General features: G+C 64.0%; 21 protein-coding genes. 12 read left to right on the forward strand and 9 right to left on the reverse strand.

The window, feature by feature from the left end; all coding sequences use genetic code 11:
* Together ACWF7A_RS04475 and ACWF7A_RS04480 are read right to left on the reverse strand one after the other, a co-directional pair.
* Positions 1 to 891: an alpha/beta fold hydrolase gene (locus ACWF7A_RS04475; protein ID WP_452249012.1), complete on the reverse strand. Its 891-nt coding sequence runs from the start codon at positions 889 to 891 to the stop codon at positions 1 to 3.
* Complete coding sequence (locus ACWF7A_RS04480; protein WP_452249013.1) at positions 888 to 1,715, reverse strand: alpha/beta fold hydrolase; 828 nt, start codon at positions 1,713 to 1,715, stop codon at positions 888 to 890. Before ACWF7A_RS04480 ends, ACWF7A_RS04475 begins: the two co-directional genes overlap by 4 nt.
* Positions 1,716 to 1,774: 59 nt before the next feature.
* Between ACWF7A_RS04480 and ACWF7A_RS04485 the strand changes: the two genes are divergently transcribed.
* The 7 genes from ACWF7A_RS04485 (at position 1,775) to ACWF7A_RS04515 (ending at position 10,166) form a co-directional block, all read left to right on the forward strand.
* Positions 1,775 to 2,458, forward strand: coding sequence for a TetR/AcrR family transcriptional regulator (locus ACWF7A_RS04485; RefSeq protein WP_452249014.1), 684 nt, complete (start codon positions 1,775 to 1,777; stop codon positions 2,456 to 2,458).
* Positions 2,459 to 2,831: 373 nt separating this feature from the next.
* Positions 2,832 to 3,002 carry a hypothetical protein gene (locus tag ACWF7A_RS04490; RefSeq protein WP_452249015.1) on the forward strand — a complete coding sequence of 57 codons (171 nt, stop codon included), beginning with the start codon at positions 2,832 to 2,834 and terminating at the stop codon, positions 3,000 to 3,002.
* 123 nt (positions 3,003 to 3,125) lie between these two features.
* Entirely contained in the window at positions 3,126 to 3,863 is a 738-nt protein-coding gene (locus ACWF7A_RS04495; RefSeq protein ID WP_452249016.1) for a hypothetical protein, read from the forward strand.
* On the forward strand, positions 3,817 to 4,203 hold the full coding sequence (locus ACWF7A_RS04500) for a hypothetical protein (RefSeq protein WP_452249017.1): 387 nt from the start codon (positions 3,817 to 3,819) through the stop codon (positions 4,201 to 4,203). Before ACWF7A_RS04495 ends, ACWF7A_RS04500 begins: the two co-directional genes overlap by 47 nt.
* Before the next feature lie 362 nt (positions 4,204 to 4,565).
* On the forward strand, positions 4,566 to 7,394 hold the full coding sequence (locus ACWF7A_RS04505; RefSeq protein ID WP_452249018.1) for an ATP-binding protein: 2,829 nt from the start codon (positions 4,566 to 4,568) through the stop codon (positions 7,392 to 7,394).
* A 289-nt stretch (positions 7,395 to 7,683) separates the two neighbouring features.
* Positions 7,684 to 8,553, forward strand: coding sequence for a hypothetical protein (locus ACWF7A_RS04510; protein ID WP_452249019.1), 870 nt, complete (start codon positions 7,684 to 7,686; stop codon positions 8,551 to 8,553).
* Between the two features lie 542 nt (positions 8,554 to 9,095).
* On the forward strand, positions 9,096 to 10,166 hold the full coding sequence (locus ACWF7A_RS04515; RefSeq protein WP_452249020.1) for an integrase core domain-containing protein: 1,071 nt from the start codon (positions 9,096 to 9,098) through the stop codon (positions 10,164 to 10,166).
* A 782-nt stretch (positions 10,167 to 10,948) separates the two neighbouring features.
* Here the strand turns inward: ACWF7A_RS04515 and ACWF7A_RS04520 are convergent.
* The 3 genes from ACWF7A_RS04520 to ACWF7A_RS04530 are packed head-to-tail and all read right to left on the reverse strand — an operon-like array spanning position 10,949 to position 15,562.
* A complete protein-coding gene (locus ACWF7A_RS04520; protein WP_452249021.1) occupies positions 10,949 to 13,357 on the reverse strand; it encodes a caspase family protein in 2,409 nt (802 codons plus the stop codon).
* Positions 13,347 to 14,480, reverse strand: coding sequence for an effector-associated constant component EACC1 (locus ACWF7A_RS04525; protein ID WP_452249022.1), 1,134 nt, complete (start codon positions 14,478 to 14,480; stop codon positions 13,347 to 13,349). The genes ACWF7A_RS04520 and ACWF7A_RS04525 overlap by 11 nt, the downstream gene beginning before the upstream one ends.
* Positions 14,477 to 15,562 carry a hypothetical protein gene (locus tag ACWF7A_RS04530; RefSeq protein WP_452249023.1) on the reverse strand — a complete coding sequence of 362 codons (1,086 nt, stop codon included), beginning with the start codon at positions 15,560 to 15,562 and terminating at the stop codon, positions 14,477 to 14,479. Before ACWF7A_RS04530 ends, ACWF7A_RS04525 begins: the two co-directional genes overlap by 4 nt.
* A gap of 967 nt (positions 15,563 to 16,529) precedes the next feature.
* On the opposite strand from ACWF7A_RS04530, the gene ACWF7A_RS04535 reads away from it, so the two are divergent.
* Together ACWF7A_RS04535 and ACWF7A_RS04540 are read left to right on the forward strand one after the other, a co-directional pair.
* Positions 16,530 to 16,700 (forward strand): hypothetical protein, encoded by a 171-nt coding sequence (locus ACWF7A_RS04535; RefSeq protein WP_452249024.1) that lies wholly within the window; start codon positions 16,530 to 16,532, stop codon positions 16,698 to 16,700.
* Between the two features lie 197 nt (positions 16,701 to 16,897).
* On the forward strand, positions 16,898 to 17,986 hold the full coding sequence (locus ACWF7A_RS04540; protein ID WP_452249025.1) for an integrase core domain-containing protein: 1,089 nt from the start codon (positions 16,898 to 16,900) through the stop codon (positions 17,984 to 17,986).
* Between the two features lie 230 nt (positions 17,987 to 18,216).
* Here ACWF7A_RS04540 and ACWF7A_RS04545 read toward each other — a convergent pair whose 3' ends face one another.
* From ACWF7A_RS04545 to ACWF7A_RS04555, 3 genes are all read right to left on the reverse strand, one after another.
* Complete coding sequence (locus tag ACWF7A_RS04545) at positions 18,217 to 20,001, reverse strand: nitric oxide synthase oxygenase (protein WP_452249026.1); 1,785 nt, start codon at positions 19,999 to 20,001, stop codon at positions 18,217 to 18,219.
* A gap of 3 nt (positions 20,002 to 20,004) precedes the next feature.
* The gene (locus ACWF7A_RS04550) at positions 20,005 to 20,448 is read right to left on the reverse strand and encodes an excisionase family DNA-binding protein (protein WP_452249027.1); all 444 of its coding nucleotides are present in this window, start codon (positions 20,446 to 20,448) and stop codon (positions 20,005 to 20,007) included.
* A gap of 424 nt (positions 20,449 to 20,872) precedes the next feature.
* A complete protein-coding gene (locus tag ACWF7A_RS04555; protein ID WP_452249028.1) occupies positions 20,873 to 22,864 on the reverse strand; it encodes a Z1 domain-containing protein in 1,992 nt (663 codons plus the stop codon).
* 127 nt (positions 22,865 to 22,991) lie between these two features.
* Between ACWF7A_RS04555 and ACWF7A_RS04560 the strand changes: the two genes are divergently transcribed.
* Positions 22,992 to 23,189, forward strand: a complete 198-nt coding sequence (locus ACWF7A_RS04560) for a hypothetical protein (protein WP_452249029.1) — start codon at positions 22,992 to 22,994, stop codon at positions 23,187 to 23,189.
* Between the two features lie 396 nt (positions 23,190 to 23,585).
* Positions 23,586 to 23,936 (forward strand): hypothetical protein, encoded by a 351-nt coding sequence (locus tag ACWF7A_RS04565; RefSeq protein ID WP_452249030.1) that lies wholly within the window; start codon positions 23,586 to 23,588, stop codon positions 23,934 to 23,936.
* A 457-nt stretch (positions 23,937 to 24,393) separates the two neighbouring features.
* On the opposite strand, the gene ACWF7A_RS04570 is transcribed toward ACWF7A_RS04565, so the two are convergent.
* Positions 24,394 to 24,618, reverse strand: a complete 225-nt coding sequence (locus tag ACWF7A_RS04570) for a hypothetical protein (protein WP_452249031.1) — start codon at positions 24,616 to 24,618, stop codon at positions 24,394 to 24,396.
* Positions 24,619 to 24,813: 195 nt separating this feature from the next.
* On the opposite strand from ACWF7A_RS04570, the gene ACWF7A_RS04575 reads away from it, so the two are divergent.
* The gene (locus ACWF7A_RS04575) at positions 24,814 to 26,172 is read left to right on the forward strand and encodes a hypothetical protein (protein WP_452249032.1); all 1,359 of its coding nucleotides are present in this window, start codon (positions 24,814 to 24,816) and stop codon (positions 26,170 to 26,172) included.
* The last annotated feature ends 562 nt before the right edge of the window (positions 26,173 to 26,734 follow it).

Below are 26,734 nucleotides of genomic sequence, written 5' to 3' on the forward strand. Positions count from 1 at the left end.
TCAGAGCCGATCTGGGTGGGGAACGGTGAACGAGGCGAGCAGATCGCTGACGTCGTGAGGCCGTTCAAAGGGAGCCATGTGGCCGCATTGGGTGATGACGTGTGTCTGTCGTGGGCGCAGCAGCTCGGTGACGGTGTCGAGATGGGTGATCGGGGTGACCTGGTCGTCGTCGCCCCACACGAGCAGGGCAGGGATGCCCAGCTCACCCGTCAGTCGGAAGAGTTCCTGCCGCTCGAACAACGGGAAGTCCCGCAGGGTCTGGAAGAACGAGTAGAGCGAGCCCTCGCAGCGGTAGGCGTCGCGCACCATCGTGACCAGTTCGGCGGACAGCGCTGGGTCGCGGACGTTGTGCCCGAGGTGCCCCTCCAGCAACTTGCGGCCGAAGCGCCTGGCGACGAACCCGCTCACGAGATCGTTGCGCAGCAACCGTTGCGGCAGGGGACGGGGGCCCAGTCCGGCCGGCCCGACGATGGTGAGCGTGGCCACGGCCTCGGGATACCGGTTCGTGTAGGCCATCGCGACGAGCGCACCCATCGACGTGCCGACCACGTGCCACGGTGGCGTGAGGTCCAGGGTCGCAGTCAGTTCGGCCAGTTGCCGGACGAACAACGCCTCGTCGTAGGTGGCGCGCACCCTGTCGGAACCGCCGCGCCCGTAGGCGCTGTAGGCAAGGGTGCGCAGTCCTCGGGTGTGCAGCTGCTCGGCGGTCTTGTCCCAGTAGGACAGCGGAATGGTGATGCCGCCGACGAGCACGACGAGTGCGCCGTCGTCGGGACCGGCCAGCTCGTAGTGCGTCACACCGTCGGACAGCTCGACGTAACTGCCCCGCAGTGTGCGCCGTGTTGCCGCGTCGAGTCGACGGTCCTCATCGGACGCGATGAAGTACCTCATCGCCGCTCCTCCTTCGCGGGCAGGAACTCGGCGATCGCCGCAGCCACCCAGTCCGGGTACTCCTCTGGAAGCAGGTGCCCGCCATCGGGGTGCACGCGCTCTTGGGCGCCGGGGATGTCGCGGGCGAAGTGCTGCCCGTCGATCTTGGCGCTGCGCAGCACCAGCGTCGGGACCTTGATCCGCGTGATCTCTCCGCTGCGGTCCGGCTGGTCGGTGTTGGCGAAGTCGACGAACGCCGACCGGTTCCCCGGGTGGCTCGTCAACGCGTACACCCGGTCCACCATGGCGTCGTCCACGATCGACGACTTCGGGCCGACCGCCTCACGCAGCCCTCGTTCGGTCGCGCCGCGCGGGAGCCATCGCCGCAACACCGGGCGCAGCAGCGGATTCCGAGCGAGTCTCAACCCGGCGGGCAGTGACTTCTCCGGATAGCCGGTGGCGTTGACGAGCACCAGCCCGTCGACCCGCTCCGGGGCGTCCAACGCCAGGTTCCACGCGATGTTGCCGCCCAACGAGTTCCCGGCCACCGCGAAGTGCGGCACCTGCAACGCCGTCATGAAGTCGGCGACCGTTCGCGCGTACGTCCGGACGCGGTAGTCGCGGTCCGGCCGTGGCCCGGTCCGTCCGAAGCCGGGCAGGTCCGGACGGATCACGTCGTAGGACGACGACAGCAGCGCCGCCACCCGCTCGAAGCCCTCCAACGACGACCCGCTGCCGTGCAGCAGCACCAACGTTGGCCCCTGACCTGCTCGTTTGTAGTGAACGCGCAGGCCGTTCACCGAGACGATCTCGGTGTCGGAGGTGGGGTTGTGGTTGCTCTTCATAATGGCAACAGTGTTGCCGTTATTGTGCGAGGTGTCAACCGGAGGTGATACTGATGCCTGTGACCAGTTCGTCTCTGCCCGCCGCCGGCACCGAGTCCACCCGGCGCTCACGTGGCCGTCCCGCCGTCCCGCTGGACCGGATCCTCGCCACGGCGCTGCAACTCGTCGACGAGGAAGGCGCCGAGGCCCTGTCCATGCGGACCCTCGCGCAACGCCTCGAATCCGGCACGGCCACGCTGTACCGCCACTTCACCAACCGGGCAGTGCTCATCGGGCACGTGGTCGATCGCGTCCTCGGCGAGGTCGAACTCGATTCCGACGCTTTTGCGGGGATGAGCTGGGACCAGGCCTGTCGGGCGCTCAGTCAGGCGATGTTCGACACGCTGGGCAAGCATCGCAAGGTCGCACCCCTGCTGATCGAAGAGACGCCGATCGGTCCGAACGCGATGATGCTGCGGGAACGCTGCCTGGCTGTCCTGCTCGACGGTGGACTGTCCCCGAGTCTCGCGGCGCGCGCCTACGCGACGCTCGCGCGCTACGTCCTGGGCTTCGCCATCCAGCTCGCCGGATCAGGGAACGGGGCCGAGCAGAAGCAGGTGTCGGAGCACTTCCACAATCTCTCGTCAGCGGAGTATCCGGCCACCCTTGCGGTCGCGGACTCGTTGCCGGTGCCGCTGGAGGACGAGTTCGCCTTCGGGCTGGAGCTGATCATCAACGGTTTGCGCCAGCTGCACACCCGTTGACTTCTCCGAGTGAACGCTCGCGCCGGCATCCCGCGCAGGACACCGGCGAAGAAGGGGGTCCCACCCTGATCGGGCGGGATGGGTTCGGGTCGGCCCGGCCACTCCGGTTGATCGTGTTCACGACGTCGTCCAGCGCCCTGGGACGCGGTGAAGTCCAGTTGCTGAAGTTGTGGCCTCCCGCTGCACCAGGGCCCTCACCAAATCATCCATGGGACGCCGTCGACCAGGGCTCACCCAACCGCGTGCCGCAGTTGCCTGCTCTGGTGAGAATGCGAGGCGACGCTTCCCCGGTTGCGAGCTGCTCCGTCACCATCGCCGCGGACGTGTGCGATTCGCCGTCGTCCCGAACGTTGCTGGTCGACCACCCTGTGCGGTGCCGCGTGATACGGCCGCCCGGCCGGTCGGTGGGTGTGCCGCCGGGTGGTCTGCGGCGACGCTCTCGTGCGGCGGCCCGCTGCCCGAGCCGTTCGCGCAGTGGGCCGCGGCAGCGCGCAAGACCGGCGGGCTCAGGCGCGGCGCGGTGAACGCGTCGATCTCAGCGTGAAGCCGCACCACGCGTATTCATGCCTCGTCTTTGCCGCCGATGCCGAGCTGTGCGAGCCTGTGCCGCCCGGAAAGTCATCGCTGCTCTGAGCGGTGAGGTTCTCCCAGCTGCGAGCATGTCTGGATGATCGGCTCGCTGTTGTACCAGGTGTTGTGCAAGTTGCTGTCTGTTCCGGCGGTGCTGCTTCGGGGTGAGTCAGCCAAGGATGCGGAGCTTCTGGTGCTCCGACACGAGAACGTTGTGCTACGTCGGCAGTTGACTGGTCCGGTTCGTTACGAGCACGTGGACCGGTTCTGGTTCGCGGCGCTGTCGAGACTGGTGCTCCGCTCGCGCTGGCAGGAGGTCTTCCCGGTTACCCCAGGGACGTTGCTCGACTGGCACCGCAGGTTCATCGCTCGCAAGTGGGATCACACCGCGCGCCGACGAACCGGGCGTCCATCGACCGCAGCGGCGATGAAGGCGCTCGTACTCCGACTTGCTAGAGAGAATCCGCGGTGGGGTCATCGGCGGATCCATGGCGAGCTGGTTCGGCTTGGTCATCGCCTGGGTGTCTCGACGGTCTGGGAGATCCTGAACCGCGCGGGCATCGATCCGGTGCCGCGGCGACGCGGCCCGACGTGGCGGGAGTTTCTGACCGCGCAGGCCGAGGGGATCATCGCGGCGGACTTCTTCCACATCGACACAGTGGTCGGAGCACGCCTGTACGCGCTGGCGTTTCTCGAACACGGCACCAGGCGCCAGGCGCCTGCACCTCACCGGCGTCACGGCGCATCCGACGCGAGAGTGGACGGTGCAGCAGGCGCGCAATTTCCTCATGGAGCTGGACGACCGGGCCAGCGAGTTTCGTTTTCTGATTCGTGACAGGGCTGGCCAGTTCACGACGTCGTTCGATTCCGTTCTCGCGGACGCCGGCATCGACGTTGTGAAGATCCCACCGCAATGTCCGCGGGCGAACTGCTACGCGGAACGGTTCGTCGGCACCGTCAGACGCGAGCTCACGGATCGGTTGCTGATCATCAACGAACGGCACCTGAAGCCAGTGCTGAACCGCTACGTCTCCCGGCCGCTTAATCCGCAGGTTAAGACCGTTGAGCCATGTTTTTGCACCCCACAGGTCACACTGTCACCCACTCGTGCAGCAGACCCGACCACGCGGAACTCGATGGACTTTGCAAATTGCAGCGCCGCAGAGCCTCGCTGAGGGAGTACGGCCCGGTGCGGTAGCGGCGGGCAGTGGACGACGTTCAGGCAGCCTCGTCCTCCGGTCCTCCGGTCCTGCAGGCCTACGAGCCTTGGGGAACGGTGTGCGCCGCTCCTTGGGCCGCTACCCGCTACTGCGCATGTCCGCAAAGGTTTCAGGCTGCTACCAGGGCGCGAAGGTAGCGCTACATCCGACCGCCGGCAGCAGCCAAGCTAGTCACGTCTCGATTACGGATAGCCGACACCATCCGAAATCAGCATGCCCGCCAACCCAGCGACTACAGCTGTTTGAGAAGTGGCTCGTGCCAGCTCCCGCACGGCTCGCTCCGGGCGGTCCTTCCGTGCGATCGCTATGGTTCATCAGTGCTCGGCATTGGCTCTGTGCCTGACGATGTGACGTGGATTGGGCGACGCTGTGAACTGGACGCGGTCACCACAGCAGTGGCTGGGCTGGTGGACGGACGCGGTCAGGCGATACTCGTCGAGGGTGAGCCGGGGATCGGCAAGACTCATCTGGCCGGCATCATCGCCGCCCAGGCAGCGGCGTCTTCGTGTCAGGTGATGAGGGGCACTGCTGATCAGCTGACGACTGGATTTCCGTTGCGCGTTCTGCTGGACAGCGTCGGCCTGTCGCGACCACCTGCCGGTGGACCGAGCATCTCCGATGGCGCAGATCGAACACAACCGGAGTCGGTGCGGCAATGGGCTCTACCCGACCCTGTGCTCGTACTTACGGAGCGCATTCTGGCCGCGGTCGACGAACTGTGCGTGATCGCGCCCACCGTGTTGGTGGTGGATGATCTGCAGTGGGCGGACAAGGCAAGCATCGCTGCCTGGGCACGGCTTGTCAGCGTGACCACCCAGGCACCGCTGCTGCTGGTAGGTACCTGTCGCTCCACGACGGACTGGCCTGAACGTTCCCAGCTGCGTGACGTTCTCGAACGGCATGGCGGGACGACGCTGGAGCTTCAGGCGCTGTCGGCGACGGAAGCAGGAGAGTTGGCCAGCCGGCTCGCTGGTCACATCGTAGGTCCGCGTCTAACGGAGGCCATTGCCGCGGCAGGAGGAAACCCGCTCTACGTCCGGGAGGTCGTTGACGCTGTGCGGCGCGCGGGGTCTCTGGCTCTGGACGGTGAGATCGTGGACATCTCCGACACAGAGACTCGTCCAGTGGCCTCGTTGTCGGGGGTGATCACAGATCGCGTGAACGGCCTGACCGCGGATACACGGGAGATGCTCCGCCTTGCCAGCATGCTCGGCCACGGCTTCGTTGTCTCCGATCTCGCGGCGGTCACCGGGCGCTCGGTTCTTGACTTGTTGCCGAGCTTCGACGAGGCGGTGCGTGCGGGTGTGCTTGCTGAACACGAGCAGAAACTGATATTTCGTCACGGCTTGATCCGCGACTGCGTGTACCTCTCGATGCCCGCGACAGTCCGCGCGGCACTGCACCGGCACATGGCCGAGGCGCTGCACCGTGTGGCAACGCCGATCGAGCGTGTTGTCGCGCAGCTCATGTCCGCCTCGGAGAGCGCCGACGCTTGGGTTGTGAACTGGCTCGTCGAACATGGCGAGGCTCTCGCCACCCGCATGCCGTCCGTCGCCGAAGAGTTGATCACCAGGGTCCTCGAACGCGGACTGGTCCGCGCACCTGGTCGCGACGGCCTCGAGTTCGTGCTGGCCGCCTCCGCGTTCAGTCAGCGCTCGTTCGACGTGGTGACACGGGTGGGCCGGCGAACGCTGACTCGTCGGCCTCCACCGGCACGGGCAGCCGAATTGGCGTGGATGCTGGGATACAGCCTGCTGTCCACCGGCCAGTTTCCGGACGCGCTCGGCGTCATCTCCGATGCCATGTCCGAGGCGTGTCCGTTGTGGACGAACCGACTGCGGGCGCTGTACTGTCTGGGCCTGCTTGGGAGCAGGCAAGCCGAGCAGGCTTGCGAGCAGGCGCACGAGGTGTTGCAGACCCTTCGAGTGCGTCCAGACGGGTTCGCCGAAGGTTACGCCTATCACGCACTGTCGCTGGCAGCATGGCAGGCCGGGCGGTACCGGCGCGCCGTGAGGATGGTCGATGCAGCGCTTGACGCTCTGGGTGACCTGCAGCTGGCGGACCTGAAGCTGGTGCTGCTCGGGAATCGCACCGCGTGGTCGGAGAACGCACGCGAGGCTGAGTCCTCGCTGCAAGCGGCGCAGACCATTGCCGCGGACCTCACCTCGTCCAGCTCGACGGTGAATCTGGCGCTGGCTGCCGCAGGGCACCTGTTTCGGACCGGACGCTGGGACGATGCCATCAGCGAGCTCGACATCCCGACAGCGGTCGATGATCCATACCTCAACCGCAGGCACATCCGACTCGGGCTGGCGGCCCTGATCGCCGCTCGTCGTGGCCGCCTTGACGAAGCCGCGACGTGGCTCGGCCACATGTCCACCACACCGCGAACGGATGCCTTCTCGCAGATCGCCCTGGTCTACGCCCGTCTCGCCCAGGCCGAGATGCTCGCTCAGAACGATCAAGCCGCTGAGCTCGCCCAGGTGATGGCGCATCTTCTCGCGGCGGAAAACGTGGACCTTGCGAACATCCGGCACCGCTGGATCACGCGGATCGTACGGACAGCGCTAAGAGCGGACAGAAAGGAATTGGTGCGCGCCGGAATCGAAGCGGCCGCTGCGGATGCAGAAGGCGAGGAGGACGGCGCCAGGCGCACGGCTGCCAGGTGGTGTGTGGCTTTGACCGATGGTGACGTAACGACGCTCGACACGTGCGCGGACTTCTACCGCGAGGCCGGATATCTGCCGTTGTTCGCGGACGCCAGCGCCGACGCTGCCTTCGCCTGCGCCGCGCGTGAAGACTCAGCCGGCGCGCGCAGCAGACTGGCTGCGGCGGCGGAGGTGTACCGGATGCTCGGTGCCGAGCACGAGATCCGACGGGCGACTGCGGTGCTGCGGAACTTGGGCGTGCGCACGGGTTCGCCCGCTCGCACGACCAAGCCCACGACGGGCTGGGAAGCGCTCACCTCGACCGAGAAACGTGTCGCCGCTCTGGTCGCCGACGGACTGTCCAATCCCGCCATCGCGACCACTTTGTTCCTCTCACGCAGAACTGTCCAGACCCACGTCAGTCACATCATCACCAAGCTGGGCGTGCGTTCAAGGGTCGAGATCGCCGTCCAGTCCACCAAGTGGGCCTCAGCGTGACCAACGTCAAGAAGCCTTCGCCGCGCGGGCTAGATCACGCTGGCGGGTAGGCGCCTGCTGGTGCTGAGAAGCGGTGCGGCGGGACTGTGAAACAAGTGGCCGCCTTCGTGCCCCAGGGCGTTGATTATCGTAAAAGTTACGCGTTCTCGCGCTTGCGGAAGCCGGGCATAGCGTGGTATAGAGCGGCCGTTTTGGTTTGCTCAAAGCTAGGTGCCCAAGCGGATCCCCATGTCTCCTCGGAAAGAGAGGGTTATCGCTGTCAGTCAGCCCTGCTCAGGAGGTATCCGCAATGGACGCTACCGAAGCCGCATCACCATCATCTCGACGTCGGCCGCGATCGCTGAAGGTCGCAGCCGGCCGCCCTGCCGTTGTACTCGTCGCGGCGGCAGCGCTGTTCGCCACCCTGGTCCAGGGCGTCGCCGAGGCCGCTCCGCAGCACTCGACTCCCGTCAAGAAAGACGAGGTCATCGCGGTCAACTCGCAGGGTTCTTGCCGCGTGAGTCATCGCTACGACATCAACGCGAGCAGTGCGACGGAGGCCGCGAACCTCGCGCAGGTGTACCGCAAGCTCAACGGCAAGTCGAACGGCACCGGCCGGCCCAGGCTCAACACCTACGTCAACCACAACGGTGGTAACACCTTCACGGTGTGGGGGTACTCGGACGTGGCGGGCGTTCCCTCGGGAAGCTGTCTCGAGCAGAAGGTCGCTCCGCACCGGGGCCGCGCGCTGTCCTCCGTGCCGCGGTGGGCACAGGAGCTCCTGGCCGCAGCGGCAGGTGTCGCCGCCGCGCTCGCTGTCACCACCTTCGCCACTGCGTTCCTCACCTCAGTCACAGGAGGCACGGTCCCTGCGGTTGCCGCCGCGATCGGCGGATGCATCGGCGGAGTAGCGGGCCACGTGGTGTACCAGGTCTGGACGCCAGACAGGTCGGCCGCGGATCTCCAGGTCGTTCAGGGGCTGGTGGCATGCCTCACCGGTGGTGCCACCGCGGCTCAGCTGGGCGCATTGCTCACCAGGGTGCAGCAGTGGGTCGTCAACACGGCGAACGTTCGAATCATGGCCGCCGCCGCCGGAGCCCTCGCCTACATGATCAACGCTAGGTGGGCAGGCGGCATTAACGGCACAATCGTGGCTGCCCGGCAGCGAATGCACGTCTGACAACCAACATGATCCGCTGCACAAGCAGCCGATCATCACGATCTCGAGATCGCCCTCCACCACGCCCAGTTCCAGCCGCGCCGTGATCCTTTCGACCTGGACGGACGCGGACAACCAGCGCTGAGGCACGGGGTGAGCCTCGTGCCTCAGCGCACCACGATGACGGCTCAGCCGTCCGTTCCCAAGTACGGCCCTTAGCCCGCCACCGCTTCCCGCAGTGGCGGGCCAAGGGCTTTTCGCGACAAGGTCCTGGCCCACATCTCCCGTACCCACTCGGAGAACTTCAACTTCTTCGACACGATCGAGGTCAACATCGAAGGAGAGTTCGCTCAGCTCAGCCCAACCTGATATAGGCCACTGCGGGTGCGGGAGTAGGGACTTTTCGCGTTCTTGGTGCGTTCGGCCGCGTAGTGGCCTGGTGCTGTCGGGGTGTGTCCCGCCGCCACGCCCGCGGCACCAGACCTGTGGGGTGCCAGAACTCTGCACACATGCGTTGAGCTGCGGTGGTCGGGTGCTGTCGTTCGGTCGGCATGATCGTGGGTGTGGCGCTGCGACTGCTGTACCTCGTTTTTGTCCAGTTGGGTGGCTGGCTGGTCCTGCTCGGCCGGTCGTCAGCGTCGAAGGACGTCGAGTTGTTGGTGTTGCGGCATGAGGTCGCGTTGTTGCGCCGTACTCATGGTCGTCCGCGGTTGGATTGGGCTGATCGTGCAGTGCTGTCCGCGTTGGTGCGGCGGTTACCGGTGTGGCTGCGAGAGCACCGGTTGGTGTCTCCGGCCACCGTTCTGCGGTGGCATCGGCGCCTGGTCGCGACGAAGTGGACCTATCCGAACCGGGCTGGGCGACCGCGGGTCGATGAGACCGTGGTGGCGTTGATCGAGCGGATGGCGCGGGAGAACACGGGCTGGGGTTACCGCCGTATCCAAGGTGAGCTGCTCAAGCTTGGTCATCGGACGGCCGCGTCGACTGTTCGTCGTGTGCTGAAACGGCTTCGGATTCCGCCTTCGCCGACACGGGGCTCCGACACGTCGTGGCGGCGGTTTCTGCGTGTCCAGGCGGCGAGCATGCTGGCGTGCGACTTCTTCCATGTCGACTGCGTCGTCACGCTGAAGCGGGTGTACGTGTTCTTCGTGATGGAGGTCGGCACCCGCTACGTCCACATCCTCGGCACTACCACCAACCCCGACGGCCCGTGGACTACGCAGCAGGCTCGCAATTTCCTCATGGGGCTGGAAGACCGGGCGAACGACTTTCGTTTCCTGGTTCGTGACAGGGCCGGCCAGTTCGTGGCGTCGTTTGATTCTGTTCTCGCGGACGCCGGCATCGACGTCGTGAAGATCCCACCGCGATGTCCGCGGGCCAACTGTTACGCCGAGCGGTTCGTCGGCACCGTGAGGCGTGAGCTCACAGACCGGCTGCTCATCATCAACGAGCATCATCTGACGTCAGTGCTGAACCGCTACGTGTCCCACTACAACCACCGACGGCCACACAGAGCGCGGGGCCACGCTCCGCCGCTACCGGATCACCCCATCGCAGGGCCAGGTTGTAGATCCGTACGTCGTCGGCGAGTGCTCGGCGGCTTGATCAACGAGTACGAACCCGCAGCAGCGTGATCCGCAGGTCAGGCAAGTTGAGCCGTGTTTTGGCACCCCACAGGACAACGTCCCAGCACCGGTGGAGGTGGACGTCGCTGAGATTTACGCGGCGATCGATCTGATAGGAGACGTCAGCGCGGCACTGAGAGGCAGTGCGCCGACGAGACTCGAAGAGCTGTACGAGGCGATAGACCTGCAAGTTCGGTACAAGCAAAACCCCCACGAAGCTGATGTCTCCATCAACCCCGTGAGGGTGAATAACGCTCGTGTCCGAGGGGGGACTTGAGTTCCCATATGTAGCAAGCTTGCGCAGTTTGTGTGTTCATGTGCTATTGGATAGCTCGAACCTAGTATAGAGGGCCAGTCGACGCGATTCAATCTTTTGTCGCTAAGTTCTGGCGACTGGGGCCCGGGACTTTCGCTGCGAACTGTTGAACCGCGCGCTGATCTGGAATCAGGCTCGCCTGTGGCACGCGCTGCGCGAGTACGAGCGGCACTACAACGAGCACCGAACTCGCCGATCACTCGCCGCCGCAGCACCCCCGCGAACCCGGCCGCAGCCACTCGAGCCCGCCCAGATCGAAGGCTCACCGCAGATCGACAGGACCGTCTCGGCGGAGTCATCCATGAGTATCACTGAGCCGCTTAACCTGCATGGATGAGGTTTTCGGCACGCACAGGCGCAGCCGGTCGATCTCGGCATCCCACACCACCGGCACAACCTTACATACGACGTTCGCAAAGACGGGCTGATGACCTCCATGCCGAAAACCGGGCGCCTGCGACGCGCCCGGCCACCGTTATGTCCTGTCGTGCGTCACCGGAGGCAGCCACCGCTGCGGTCCGGCGAATCTGGCGAGCTCCGCATCGAGCGTGGACGCCGATGCGTTGAGGTGAAAGGAAAGCGCGTCTACCGGGCAGACCATCATGATGTCGTTGACGCGCCTGAAACAAGGTGCGAATAGCCATGACGCGGGTGCCTTCTCCTGGTTGGAGGTCAGCGAGACCTGGATCGCGTTCACCGTACTCACGCGAGGACTGCGATGCTTCTGCCGGATCACCTTCTGCATCTTCATCACTCGGATGTGTCTGATCTGCGCCCAAGGAAGCTTCGCGGCTCGACGTCCTTTCTGGACTGTGATGCCGGTGGGATCCAGTGTGAGGGTGCACCTGGACCGCACCAGGAGTGAACAGCCGGTTAAACTCGCCAGCAGCAGGAGGTTGCAGAAGAGCCCTGCTGGCGCCCAAAGCGCACTGCTGTTCTGCGGGTGTTCCTGAAGGGGAAGCGCCCAAAGCAACGTCGCTGAGACGGCCGCAGCGAGCGCAGCGGCGACTGCGGTTCGCGCGGAAGCCGTTCTGCCTCCGAAGATCGTGCCGTTCTGGTCGCGGCGAACCTCAGTGTCCAGCCGGAAGCCGGGTTGCCACCGATCGCCCGCGGTGGTGGCGATCGCCTTGAAGATGGAGTCTTTAGAGGTGCACAACGAGAAGACGTCGCACAGCAGCTCGCCGCGGCCGTCGACCGATCCGCGTCGGCGCACGTAGAGAAACTTTGGACCGAAACCGGGTCCGAGGCGCCCGATCGCCGTGATCAGATCGACGTCGGCCCAGTTCAGTCGCAAGACGTGTGCGCCTCGGCGATATCGCAGGCCGGCTGTGCTTAGTTCCAGCGTGGCGGGTCGGTGTGCGGCGCGCAGTACCAGCACGCCGGGGAGACACCAGGGCAGTGAGATCAGTGAGAGCGGCACCGCGGCCCACGGGTTTGGGTGCGAGGCCAATGCTGCGAAGGGGGACAGACCGACCAGAAGCAGCAAGACCCCGAGCGCTGTCAAAAGGCGCGGTTTGGTCGCGAAGTGGGTTCGGCGCAACCTTACTGGTGTGGGAGTCGTGGGGATGTCCGGACAGCGGTGCCACACGGCGCCGCCGAAGCGTTGCAAGGCGGACTCGACATCTTCGACGCGAGCACGGAGACGGCGGATCTCGGCCATGTAGAACCCGTCTCCGTCGTCCGATGGTCGTGGGCCCGCCTTCCACCTGCTGGTGCGTACTGGGATCGCACTGCGTGACTGCCGTACACGCAGATCGAAGCTTCCGTTCGGTCTGCGTTCCAGCTCGACCTTGTCGATGTTCTCCCACTGCACCAGGTGTCGTTTTCGGCCCACTCTCAGGGACAGCACATCGCGGTTGACCGTCAACGAATACGGGGCTGGCATACGGATGTTGACGTAGAAGGCGCACAACGCCCACAGCGACACGCATGCCGCGAAGGTGCTGGCTGAGACCTGTTGTACAGGCGGCTGCACGCGGTCCAGCAGTTCGAGAAGCCCGCCAGCGGCAGCTGCTGCGGCGAGGTACGCAAGCAGACGCCCCGGCCCTTTCGCCTCCGGGAACACGACCTGCTCGGTGTCCACTGCCGGAGTTTGCTCCGGCAGCGGTGCGAGTTCAGTTCCGCCCGAACCCGCGGCGGCGTTGCGCACGAGGGCCATCCCGCCGACGGTGTCGACGGAACCGAGGCGGGGCCTCGGCAGCCCCTTGCTGGCCAGACGTCTTTGTACCTCGGTGAAAACGGTGTGCAGGGATAGCAGCGCGGGTTTCTCTGGTACGCCGGCGCGAAGGAGGTCGACGAGCTCCCCGGTGAAAACGGTGAAGCGCTCGTGTTCGGGCGCTGCCGCGGGGTCGTACTCGCCGGCGGACCCGACCACGTACACGCCGTCGAACAAGCTCGTGGCGCGCACGAGTGGTTCGGCGGGACCGAGCAGGCGTTTGACGGCTTGCCCGCTGTAACACGAGTCGAAGACCAGCGCCCTGCGCTTCGCCCTGGGACGAATGGCCTTCTTCACGTCGAGGAGGTCGACGGCAGTGCTTCGAAGGTACTCGCTGCGCGTCTCCCGCACGGCCAGGCGCAACACCGCGTCATCATCGAGAACGCCGTGTCCGACGAAGTACACGAGCAGGAAATCCTCGGCCTCGCTGGCTGCCCTTGTGATCGCTTCGAGCAGGTGGTGCACACGTTCGGGGTTCAGGAGGATCCTGCAGTGTTCGGGGAGCAAACCGCCGAGCATCGGATCGGTGAGGGCTCTTTTGAGCGCCTGGAGGTTGTTCGGCACCATCGGCAAGTCGTGCAGGTCGGCCTGGTCGTAGGTCGACATGCCGATGAGCAGGACGCGTGTGCGCTGTGGATCCGGTAACCGGAAAGCCTGTTCACGCGCCATGATTGTCGATCAGAAGAGATCGGATGATCATGGCTGGATCGTGGTCGGCGGGGACGACGACCGTCCTTGCCGAACCATCGGTGTCCCTGAGCGTCACCTCGACCTGGACCCTGCGACGTGCGACCCAGGTCGACAGCGCCCTCGCGAACACCCGAACAGCGAATCCGCCTGGAGCAACATCAAGAGCTGAAAGGGCGAAGACGAGGGCTTCCACCGCACCACCCAGATGACCGGACAGTGTGGGAGGTCGTACGAGCTTGACCTGTACATCGAGCTGGTCGTAGGCGTGTAGCCAGTTGCGGAGATTCACCAGCTCGTCCAGGTTGCCTTCGGCTCCTACCCGCACCTCGATCTCCGTCACCGCAGGATGGTTCGACGTCGTTCGAGGTGCTGACGCGTCGTGAATTCGAGCCTGGATCAGACGCTCCGCCTCAGCGAGCGCTGGATCGCTCGTCGCGAGACGCCACACGAGCTTCGACAGCGCGACTAGCGAGCTGGCAGGAACCCGCGTCAGCCGGATGTGCCGCAGGTTGTCCAGCAGTCCGGATGCGCCGAGCCGCGCGATGTGCTCGTCGCCGGTTCTCAGCCCGTGGTCGAGCTGCTCCAGCGGCCCTGTGAGACCGCGTACCGCTGGGGTGAGCCAGTGCCTCATCTCGACCAGTTCTCCCGGCGTCGCCGGATTGTCGAGCGTGATCAACAGCGATGCGAGAGCACGGTCGAGCAACTCCCACGGCAGCACTGCGAACGCTTCGTCCGGTGGTGAACCCTCTTCGTCGAGACGCTGAAGCAGCCAATAGCGCAGCGGAATGGATGCTTCAGCGAAGTCCACCGGATCTGGATGCACGTGCGGCCAGTTCTGTTCGACCCGTTCGACCGCGGCGGCGATGCTCGACGTGGCGAAGATGGGACGGCCGAAGTTGTCCAGTTCCACCACCGTCGCGGAGCCGTTGGTCAGCGCGAGCGCGTGAGCATGACCGCAGCGCACGATGGTGCGAGTCCATCCTTCATCGAAGTAGGTGAAAGCTCGGGCGTCGTGACGGTCGTCCCCGTCGTTCACAGGCTCAAGCGCCGATCCGTCGAGATGAGAGATCCAGGCGCTGAGCGGGCGGTGCACTGCGGTCATCGAGCACCACCGATCAGGTTCTCGAGCAGCTCCCTGCCTGGTGCCGCGAGACGTTCGGCGAACGCCCGCTGATCCTCCTTCGGCCCCGTCACAGACTTGCGATAACGCTCGTCGAGCGCACGCCACTGCTTGCTGGTGAGGGTTTCGCACAGCGCGGGATCGCCTTGCGAAAGCCAGGAGTTGATGCCGTCGACGTTCGAGGGCCTGTCCTGCATCCAGCGCATGGCGAACTTGAGAGCGCGGACGATCACCTCGGCACGTGCGAAGGAGTCACCAGTCTCCTTGAGGGCCACGAACTTCCGTTCAACGGCCAGAAGATCGTCGATGCCTCTGCCAGTCGGATCGAAGATCTCGTGATTGTAGATATCGTAAAACAAGGCGTTGAAGGTGAAGTCACGTGCTCGGACGTCCTGCCGGAGACTGCTGCCCACAGCGGGGAAGCGAAAACCTGCGGTAGACAGACCCCTGTACTCGATCAACCGCGTCCTCGAGCCTGGCGGTGTGACCGCACACACCAACGATCCCGGCGTCACGCTGGTCGGGAACTCCGCCATGCGTGACGCACGCAAAGACTGGTAGAGGATGTCGCTGAACCTCCCAGCCGGAACTGTGCCGGACAGGTCAAGGTCGTTGATCTGCCGTGCACCCGCGCCACTGACGACATCGCGCACCACACCGCCTGACAACCACACCCGGTGTCCAGTGGCGTGCACAGAGCCGAACAACGACCGGGCGACCGGTTGCCACGGCGCTCCAGGCAGGTCCAGCAACGCGTCCACTCGATGCGGCACAGTCGGGTCTACGGAAGCGGCGTCGCGGACACCTCCACCGCCCAGGTCAGCTGGTGGCATGGCAGCGCGTGCCACCGCTCCTTCCGAGGTCTGCGGTACGGGACGTTCCGGTGGTACGTCCAGGTTCTCGTCGCCTACCAGCAGCAACTTATCGTCCAGGTGTGTCGATGGCTCCCCGTTGCCGCAGGACTGCCAGGCGAAACCCGCTACCACGTCGTTGCCCAGAACATCGCCGGCCAGTAACGGGCGTACCGGTGAGAAGTGACCTCTGGGTCTGTCGCCGCTTGTCATCGTGCGCTCCGAAACGGATCCGCGGACGTCGGCACCACATGGACCTGCTTCGAGGAGGTGGTGACGGCGTTCGGGCGGTGGGCAGGTTGGCGCACCTGCTCTCACCACGCTGGGGTGAGCGGATCAACGTAGCAAAGCGGTGCGACGGGCATGTGTTTGATCGGGCGGTTGTCCGAAGCGTTACGGCTCACCTGCTGGTCCTCGCCGGGGGGAATAGTGCAGGCGACGCTCGGCTGCCTGCGCGCGGTCAAAGCCTGTCTTCGTGGCCACGGCCCTGCGAGCACTGTGTCCACCGAAGACGCTGTGGAGATGATTGCCCTGCGCCGAGCCGAGCGAACCAACGTCACATTCTTTGCGGGGGACAGGATTGGAGGCAGACCGATTAGTGTCGGCCGAACGCACTGGGATTCGAACTGCAGGTGTCGGCCGACGCCACCGAGGCGGCCTGGGTGAACCTCCTGTGGGTCTGCGGGGTTCGCCGCCACCTGCGAGTCGAAGGAGATCTAGCAGCAGGTCACCGTGTGCCGCCCGGAAAGTCGTCGCTGCAGCTCGCGCTGCTTGGCGTGGTCGCCGGGCGCGTGCTGATCATGGTCGTGGCGTTGCGCGGAACCAAGCCGTCCGAGCGACCCGCGATCATCCGTGCACTGAACGAGCGGACAGGCCGAACGCTGTCAAGGGGACCACGCAAGGAGGTCGCCAGGCAGTTAAGTGACTAGAATCACATAACCAGTTTAGAGCGGGATTGGTCTAGCGCGAGACTATGCAGATAGTGCTGCATAACGGGATAGCCCCAGTTAGACGGTTTTTGCTTTCAGGTAAGCCTGTCGCCTCAAACGGCAGTTGTACCCACACGACACGCGGTTTGGTCGTAAAAAACCTTACGCGCTGGGTTAATACCCGTAGAGTTTGGTGTGATGGGTGGTGTATACCCGCGATACTAGCTGGCGTGGATATGATTCTCAGTGCCATGACCTCATGGCCCCCTGTCACCGCACTCGCGGCGCTCCTCCTCTCGGCCGTCCTGATCACGGCCGTGGCGTCCCGGCCCGGTGGCAGGTTCCGCGTGAAGATCCTCGGCCGCTTCTTCGAGATCGAGCACGACGGCAGGCGCGACAACTCGAAGGACAACGAGCACTAGGTCATCCATGCCTGCAGGCGCAGAAGGTTTGCGTCCAGGCTGAACGCGAGGAACCTTCCGTCTACGGATTTCCGTTCAGCGCCGACGCTTTCTAGGGTTCACGCGGCCCGCGCGAAGCCCCGTTGAGCATCCTGTGCCGCCCGGAAAGTCATCGCAGCTCTGAACAGCGATGTTCTCCCGGCTGCGAGCATGTTCGGGTGATCGTTTCGCTGTTGTACAAGGTGGTCTGCAAGTTGCTGTCTGTTCCGGTGGTTCTGCTTCGCAGTGAGGCAGCCAAGGATGCGGAGCTTCTGGTGCTGCGGCACGAGAACGTTGTGCTTCGTCGGCAGTTGACCGGGCCGCGCCGTTACGAGACCCCCGACCGGTTCTGGTTCGCCGCGCTGTCGAGACTGGTGGACCGCTCGCGCTGGAAGGTGGTTTTCCCGGTTACTCCTGGGACGTTGCTCGGCTGGCATCGTAGGTTCGTGTCCTGGAAGTGGGACTACACCGCGCGTCGGCACACTGGGCGTCCTACCACTCAGACTGCGATCAGGGCGCTCGTGCTCCGGCTTGCCAGAGAGAATCCGCGGTGGGGACATCGGCGGATCCATGGCGAGCTGGTTCGGCTTGGTCATCGCCTGGGCGCCTCGACGGTCTGGGAGATATTGGACCGCGCGGGCATCGATCCGGCACCGCGGCGAGGCGGTCCGACCTGGCGGGAGTATCTGACCGCGCAGGCGGAGGGCATCATCGCGACGGACTTCTTCCACATCGACACCGTGTTCGGCCAACGTCTGTACGCGTTGGTGTTTCTCGAACACGGCACGAGGCGCATGCATGTCACCGGCGTCACCGCGCACCCGACGCGAGAGTGGACGGTGCAGCAGGCGAGGAATCTGGCCGGCGAGCTCGGAGCGCGCATGGAGTCACTGCGCTTCCTGCTTCGTGACCGCGACGGCAAATACGGCGACGCTTTCGACGCCGTATTTGAGGCAGAGGAACTGCATGTGATTGCGACTACGCCGCGAGCTCCCCGGATGAACGCGAACTGCGAACGGATCATCGGCAACATCCGCCGCGAAGTTCTCGACCACGTCCTCATCCTGGGAGAAGCTCACGCGCGTCAAGTTCTCGCGGCTTACCAAGCGCATTACAACGAGCACCGGCCTCACCAGGCACGGGACCAGCGACCACCAGGCATCCAACAGCACCTCGCAGCGACGCGTGACCTCGACAACCTTCGTCGTCGACCACTACGCACCCGGATCCTCGGTGGGGTGATCAACGAGTACAGGTACGCCGCGTGAGCTGCAGCGATGACTTTTCGAGCGGCACAGGCTTGATCAACGAGTACGAACCTGCAGCAGCTTGATCCGCAGTTCAGGCACGTTGAGCCATGTTTTGGCACCCCACAGCTCGGATTGAAGGACTCATCATAGGTCGACGGGACCGTCTCGGCGGAGTCATTCACGAGTATCGCTACGCGACTTAGTCTGCATGGACGCAGTTTTCGGTATGTGCAACGTCATAATGGTGATTAATGTCCCTCCTGCCAGCTTTGTGAAGAATCGCCTGCGGCAAAGAAGTTGGGAACTGCGGCATCAATTTCGCGCCGCCAATCAAGTGCAACCATCGGAGAGATTGACATCGGCGCAATCATCGATAGGGGATTTGCGGGGCACGAGCGCCCTGCGGCCTCCTCCTTCTCGAGATGCGTCAAAAACCTCCGCGCCTCTGTATGGTGATCAGTGATAGTCACTCCAGCGCGAGAGAAAGAGTGTAAAACGGCTCGAGCAAGTTCCACCAAAGCTCGATCTCGCCACAACGTGGCCTCTGACGACATATCAAGGGCCATGCGCTTGGCGATGTATGGCAAAAGATCGTATCGATCGGCGGCCGCTAGTGCTTTTGTGCTAATGCTGGCATCCATATGCCAAGCGCTGAATGGAGCCGCCGGATAGTCTACACCGCCGATGCGCATTCGCATGTTGCTGATCGAGGATACTGCGTGCCATCGTAGCCCAAGTCCCTTTATCCATTTCATCTCTGGATGGGTCAGGGATACTTCAAGTACGACGTCGGAAGGTAGATTAGTGACGGAAACATTATTGCTAGCTGTCTCAATAATGAGCGGTAGTACATCGAATGGAGATCGCGACGTTGGTGGCCGCCACCCATGCGATACAGCAAAATCTGTCAATGCTAAATTTCGTTGATCGCCTAGGACGCCGCCATCGGTGCCTCTGTAAGCGGCATAGCGAACGAGCTGGCTATTTCGTATTCGCGGCCCTGGGTTCATTGGCTCATCTGGCGCAAAAACGGTAATCAAGGGGCGAATCTTACCTGAGTTTGTTGCAATCCTAATATGCTGTATGCATTCGTCGGCCACCTTTCCTGGGTCGCTGATGTCCCGAAGGTCGCGAACTTTTAAACTTTTCCAGTATAAGCGCCCAAGGCAGTTTGCGCTATTTCTCCATGCTAAGCGGGCGCCGAAAGTGAGTTCCTGGCTGGTGTGTCGATAGGTGCCGGTGGCAGCGATCTCGGCGTTTACTTCTATCAGTCTTTCTTCCACTCTTCCAAGATCTGGACATTCCGCAAAGTGCTGTCGAATAAAATCTTCGGCTTCAGCGATGTCAACTTCGATTGCGGAGGAAGGATTGCGTGCTAAGTTATCGGGCGAACGAGATCCGGATTTGGTGCCACGCAGGGGCGAACCGCCGACTCGTTGTGTCTCAGCACCTTCTTGTTTGGAAAATTCGTGAATTTCGTGAATCCTTGCAGCCTGCAAGGCGATTATCGAGTCGGATAGTCCGGACTTCTTCAGTCTGGCGATCATTTTGCTGAAGTCCGTTGATGCATGGTAAAAGACTGCCATAGCGATTACGCACTGTAGAACTTCTGATGGGTGTTCTCTGGCAATGCGCGCAATAAATGCGTCGACTGGAATGGCGACGATTCCCCAGTCCGTGGTGACGGCAACTGGATATCGGTCAGGTTCTGCGCTGACGATCATATCGGCTCTGGCCTTTATTGCGGCGGCAAGCACGGAGCGCTCATACGGTTCGCCTAAAGGAAGAGTATCTGAGAGAAGTTCGTGGCCAGTTATGAGGTTGTCTGGAAGAGTGTTGCTTATTGCGGCGCGTAGGTCTCTTCTGTGGACCTCATTAATTCCACGATCGACTTTGAGGTGCCGATCGAGGTTATCTAGAACCTGGACTGGCCACTTAGCCTGAATTAGTCTGGCGGCGGATAGTCGAATCAGTAAATCTCGTACTGCGCCGTCGTGTAGGGCGGACGCATCGTATACTACGGTGGAGATCATCCCTCAGTCCAATTCTGTCTGGCTGAGGCGCGAGAGGTTAGCTAGGCTTTCTTTGCGCTTGAGGTCATCTTTATAGATGTATTCCATGAGCTTGTCTCGCTGGATGCGTCGATGCTTGCCGACTAGGCGGTACTCGATTTCTCCGCGTTCCAGGAGGCCGATCAAGTAGGGGCGAGATACGTTTAGTAGGTCGGCCGCCTGTTGGGTGGTCAACTCCATCTTGACTGGAACTATCTGCACGCCCTGACCGCTAGCCATCACCTCAAGGATCTGTGCAAGCAGCTCCAGTGCGGGCTTCGGGACGACGACCACATCAGTCGAGGCGACTGTGCTGGCCAAGCGGAGCTCCTCATCTCCTCCCACTGCCAAGTGGTCGTTTACCTGGCTTAGGGCTCTAGCTGCTACCTCCGGTTCGACGAGCCCAGGGTTCATCTTGCCTCCGGTCATTGACGGCATCACCTCACCTCTGCTTGCATTATCCGCAACAAACGAAGCAAACGCAACAGCTTGGCGCAGTCGTGGCCGTGGTATCGGCTTGGTCATGCAGCGCAACGCTCTGGTGTGGTGTCGTGAAGGGACTCTGACGTATGCAAGATCACCCTGTGCGGAGCGAGGACGGCTCCCGCAACTCAGATGAAGGCAGGACGCCGGATCGCCACCTGCTCGACCTCCGCTCGTTCGTGCTGATCAGCGCAGCATGTGCCATCGCTGTGCTCATATACTTCAAGCCAGCTGTTGGTTTGGCTGCCATGGGCGGGTTGACCGCGCTGGCAACACTGGTGCACCTGGTAGGACGCGCCCGATGAGCCGACATTCCGGGTCTGCTGCACGGATTGGTGACACACTGTCACCTACTCGTGCAGCAGACCCCCTACTGCTTCCACTCGTCGATCATCTCGATCTCGCTGGCCCAAGCCGTGGTGAGCGCTGCGTACAGGTCGGTGCCGTCAGCTCCGGGCTCTGGTTCAGGAAGATAGAGACGGACGAGGTCCGCGTAGCCGGGACGGAACCCGAACAGTTTTCCAGTGCTGGTGAGGATCGCCTCGGACAGGCGTTGGTTCGTGCTGTGCACGAACAGAACCGTCAGTCCATCATTCGACACGTGTTCTGTTGCCTTGTTGGTGACTACTACGGCTGCCCAGAGCGGCTCGGTGGGGATGTCGTAGACACCACCGATCAACAGTGGTCTCCTGGTGCGGTCCACTACGGCACTCAGGTGGGGAAGCAACTCGTCGAACGACTTGGGTGTCGGCTCGGTTTCGGTGAGAAGACGCGACGTTGGAAGCACGTCGGTGTAGAACAGCTGCCGGAGCCGCTCCAGTGCCTCAGGACCTCTGTAATCTCCCCTGTCCCACAGTTCCCGAAGCTCATTCAGCAGGTCCTCGTACTCGACCTGGGACAGGGCACCGGTGCCGACCATCATGAGATGCTGACTGAACTCTCTTGCCCCGCGCGCTGTGCGGTACAGCTTCATGGCGCCGGTCAGCACGAACATGTCGAGAGCCTCGTACAACCCCGGCGCCCCGGAGACCCTGCGGCGGACGAGAGTCCCTGCGTTCTCGGAACCCTCGCGACCGAACAGGTCCAAGGGGCCGAAGTAGCCGGGTGGTTGTTGTGGCGTGATGACGAAGTCGGCCGGTGCCAACGGGTCCCCAGGTGATCGCGCACCGCCTGCGATGAGCAACTGAGTCGAGAACGCGAGGTAGTCGGCCCTCGGCAGGGTGTCCAGCAGGAGACCCACCAACCTGTCAACGATTCCGCCGACCGCCGCGGTCTCGGAGTCGATCACCAGTGTCGGGACTTCGTGGAGCGCGGGCACGGCCTTTAGGTCATCCAGCAGCTTGCGGAGCACGGCAGAGTTCCGCTTGACGACTATGAGCCGCACGGGACTCGCGGCAAGGTTGTCGGGACTGTTGAAGGGCTGCTTCGGATCCTTCTTCTCGAAGTCGAGCTCGAACAAGCGTGCGCGGAGTCGGCGATAGTCCATCGTCTGATCGGTGAGCCTCGTGATTCCCGGCGTGCCAGGTGACGACGGCAAGCCTTCGTCGAGACTCGTCTGCATTTGCCGGCGGCTTGCGTCGACCGTCCCGGCGATCACGATGATCAACCGGTAGCCGGCGTCTGCGGCCTTAGCGACAGTCCCCACGACGTTCGTCGTCTTGCCGGCTTGAGGCAGCAGCTGAACCAGGCCTCGTGCCGGGCTGGGAGAGGGGAGCGACTGCGAGGGCAGTTGCTCCAGGATCGACGAGGTCGTGCGGTCGAGCAATGCGACCGACGAGGCGGTCCAGCCACGTTTCAGCAGCGTCGAGGCGTGGGAGTTCCAGTAGCTGTGGCTGGCCAGGTAGTCGTGGGGCCGCCAACCAGGGTGGGAGACCGTCTCTTCGCCCAGGAGAGCCGCGACCTTCGCCCGCAGCGAGGCGGACTCGAGTTCCAACGACGAGATTCGGTCCTGTGCGGCAGTCAGGACGTCAGACTGCACCATGGTGTGAAGTGCGAGGTCCAGGCGCTGCTGGAGCATCTGGTTCTCCATGTGGAGCTCCGTGTTCTGCTCCTGGAGAACTGCGGTCTTCTCGTCTGCTCGCCGTGCACGTTCCTGCAGACGCTTCAGGTGATTCCACGTGCCGGTCGACGTGTCCTGCGCTGCGTAGAGCAGCTTGCGCAGCCGGTCGAGTTCTTCGGGTAGAGACTGCCCCGTCTGCCGTTCCACGGCGTCGACCAAGTCCTCGATGAATTCCTCTGACGGCAGGACCTGCCCGCTGAGATATCGAGAGACCGAGCTGGGAGACAGACCGGCCATCTCCGCGTGGATGCGCATGGACTGTCCTTCGATCATCTCGAACGTCCCGCGCAGCGCAGCTGCCAACTCCGCACGCTGCCTCGACAGCTCGGAACTCAGGGGGCCGAACTGGCCCACGACGCGTGGCACAACCAAGTGTTGCACAACTACTGCAACGCGTTGCGCTCGATGCATCTACACCGCGGTCGGCATCGTGATCGGCGACAACAACCGCTGGAGATCGGAGATCACGATGGAGCACAAGTCGGCTGCGGCAGCCAAGAAGAAGACCTGGCGACGCTGGGCGAAGCGCGCAGGACAGGTGGTCGCGCTGGGGCTGCTGAACGGAATGGCGACCGCGACCGGCAAGCTCGTCGTCGCCGGCGTGATGATGTGGGCGGGTCAGTGGTGACCGGCCGGCGAAGACCTGACTGAACGCGATCCCGACCGACCTCCGCACACTGCCGAGGTCGGTCGCGGTCGTGCAGCACCGATGGGACGGACGGCTGCCACTCGCGCCCGAGGTCGACCTCGATGATCCTGTGCTGCCCGGAAAGTCATCGGTGCTCTGAGCGGTGAGGCTTCCCGGCTGCGAGCATGCCCAGGTGATCGGTTCGCTGTTGTACCAGGTGTTGTGCGAGTTGCTGTCTGCCCCGGCGGTCCTGCTTCGCAGTGAGGCGGCGAAGGATGCGGAGCTTTTGTACTGCGGCACGAACGTTGCGCTTCGTTGGCAGTTGACCGGGCCGGTTCGTTATGAGCCCGCAGACCGGTCCGATTCGCCGCGCCGCCGAGGCTGGTACTCGCCAATGTGAAGTCGTTCTCCGGTTCACGCGGCGTTGTAGCCGAGCACGTGATGGGCAGCTCACCGACCAAGCGCTTCAACTCGCTGTACGCGCTGATCAACGATCCGGTGGTACGGGACGCGGTCATCGACGGGGCAAGTCAGCGCTACGGATACCCGGTCGACCAGATCGAACTTCGGCTCTGCGCCGGCAAGTTCGCTGGCGGCAAGACGGCCGAGCACGAACGCCTCATACGAGAGTGGGCCGCAACGCAGATTGTCGGCGCAGACCTGATCCGGGTCTTCGGCCTGGAGGACATCGCTGCCATCGCGCGCCGGGATCCAACAGGAAGTGTGACCGAGTCGGAAACCCTCTGAACCTGTATAGCGAGGACACGATCGCCCGGACGTGGTCTCAAACACGGCGACACCCGCTCCACCAGCGACGAGGACTTCCGATAGGCGCAGGTTCAGGGCACAGCGGCGCAGCCGGACCATGGGCGGGGACCGAGCCGGAAGTCGGTCAGATCCGGGCGCTCGTTTCAGGCTGTCTACGACGAACCTGCAGCAGTCGATGACCAGGGAGCACACCCGGGAATCCATGCGCCGCGGTAGCACGGAGGCACGGAGGCACGTACGACTGTGCGGTGCGCATCTATAGCGCCATGACGTGCGTGTCCTTCCTCGATGTGTGGGTCACCGATCTCGGCGGCCGCGCCTGCGGTGTTCCGCGGTACCAGCATGATCAGCCAGGAAAGCGTGTCACGAACCGTTCATGCTCCCGGCCGCTGCACGCCCCGTGAGCGCCGTCCCGTGTCGGCGCGTTCAGAGCGGATCAGCTGATGAGCTTGTGAGCGCCGAGAAGCGCGGCGCCGAAGGTGACGGCAGTGGCGATGAGGGCGGCGAAGACGTTGCTGGTGTGGCCGTAGGTGAGAACGCCCAGGGCCATGCCGGCGATGACCGCGACCAGAAGAACCAGGGTGGTGCGTTGGCTCAGCAGCGGCCCCTCGCCGGAAGGCGGCGGAGGCGGGGTGTCGTGTGAGGGAGTCGTCGAAGTCATCGTCGGATCCGATCTCGATATGGCCGGCGTTGTTGTTCTGGCTCTACGCGAGAGGAGTTCTGCGAGTCGAGGGCTAGCTGCTCACGGTTCCGCAGGAAGGCGTCCGACGTGGCTGCCGCCTCCCGCAGCGCTAATGCTGTAGTTTGATGCAGCATAGCCGCTGTGCCAACACGGCGGTTGAGGGAGGAGTCCGCAGTGTCCTGGGAGCCTGTCGCGAACGGCATCCGTACCGACCACCCCGCCCCGAATCTGCCCTTCGTCGAAGACGCTCATATCCCGGTCGAGGATCCCGAGCAGGTTGAGGCCATCGGCCGGCACGCGGGGACCGGAATGTGGGGCCGCTACGACCTCGACGCGGCCACGGGGGAGTGGGCGGCGTTCACCACCGATCCGAAGTACAACTTGTTCGCCTGGCTGGTGCGCTACCACCCCGACCACGGCCGCTCCGTCACCGTCTACCGCGCGTCCGACGCGGCCTCGGCCTATCAGGACTGGTTCGGTGACCGGCCGCTGCTGCTGCGCGCCGGCGGCTACTGGTGGGACGGACAGACCTGGTATCGGCCGCGTCAGGTGCTCAGCTACGCCAGCGAGGAGTACATGCGTCGCCCGGTGCGCCAGCCCACGGCCCTCACCGCGGCCGACTTCCTCGATCCCAGCGCCCAGGCAGACCGCGGCCAGGTGCACCAGATCCTGCATCTGGAACCCGGACCGGTCCCGATGCAGCAGTGGCGCCACGACCTGGCCCTGTGGGCGCAGCGCCAGGGTCAGCGCCCAGGCGCCTTGCCGCTGAGGGAGTGCGTGATCACCCTCACCGCGCCCGAGCTGATGGACAGCGCGCTGCTCGGTGTCGACGAGTTCGCCCAGGAGGCGGGGATCGCCGCGTCCACCCTGCGCGCCTACCTCTCCCGCGAGGAGGGCGACATCCCGCTGCCCCAGGTCGTCGACGGCAGTCGCAAGCGCTGGTCGCGGCCGGTGGCGCAGGACTGGGCCGAACGACGCCGCCGCGATCCCGGCGCGCTGGCCTCGCTGCTGACCGGGGAGCAGGAGAACTCCCTGTCACCCGGCCTGCGGGCGTTGTGGAGGAAGCTGGCCGACAGCTTCTTCATGCACTGGTGGGACGCGGCGCCCATGCGTCGGCGTTGGTCGCGCCCGCACCGCAACGAGGTCGCAGTGCGGGACATGGCCGAGCACGCGGGCTGGATCGGCGCGCTGGGCCTGGAACAGGCGGTGCCCTTCACCGACCTGTCCTACGTTCTCGCGGACGCCGCGCTCGCCGAGTTGCGTGACGGCACCGAGGTCGGGCCCGCCATCGCCAGGGTCATCCCCTTCAACAGACCCATCGGTCACGTCCTGGGCTGGTTCATCTCCCACAAGCCCGCCAGCGCCCCGGCGTTGTTCGGCACCATCGTCCGCGAGGCCGAGCGTGGCCTCAAGATCCCTCCGGCGGTCACGCAACGCTCGCTGACCAGGGCCATCAACATGGACGGCGGTATCGAGAACAGCGAGGAGACGCTGCGCGAGTTCTTCGCCCTGGCGTTCCCGCCGGAGAAGTAGGGCGCCGGGCGCCTGGGAGCTGGTCCGGGAGCAGGGTCTCGCTGGGACGTCGACGGCCGCTCCCAGACCTGCACCCAGCAATCGGGTCACCGCGGCCAGGCGTTACCGATGCAACCCTGTGCGTGCCGAGCGGCAGTGCAGCGAGCACCGAGCCCGCTGATCGCACGCTGGGCACCACCCTTGCGGGACCGGCCTCAGCCTGGCGAACCCACTCAGACCAAACGCCTCATCATAGACCGGTGTGATCTTCTCGGTGAGGTATCCATGAGTATCACTACGCGCCTTGATCTGCATAAATGTAGTTTCGGCACGCACAACGCCCGAGTCGGACGAACGGCCGGGAACTCGCGCCGAATGGTCGCGTCGCGCCGCCTGTTGGTTCAGCGGGACTAAAGGCGGGTTTCATCTCGGCGGTCGTGGTCAATATGCCTCACGGCCGTACAGTTTCTGCTCACAACCTTGTCTTGTGGACAAATAGTGGTCATAAGCGCTTGAGTGATTCAAAAATTGGCTCCGAGCTCACGTTGTGTGCTCGGTTGACTTCACGCCGCAATGGCTGCGA

The sequence above is a fragment of the Lentzea sp. NPDC055074 genome (assembly GCF_053608005.1).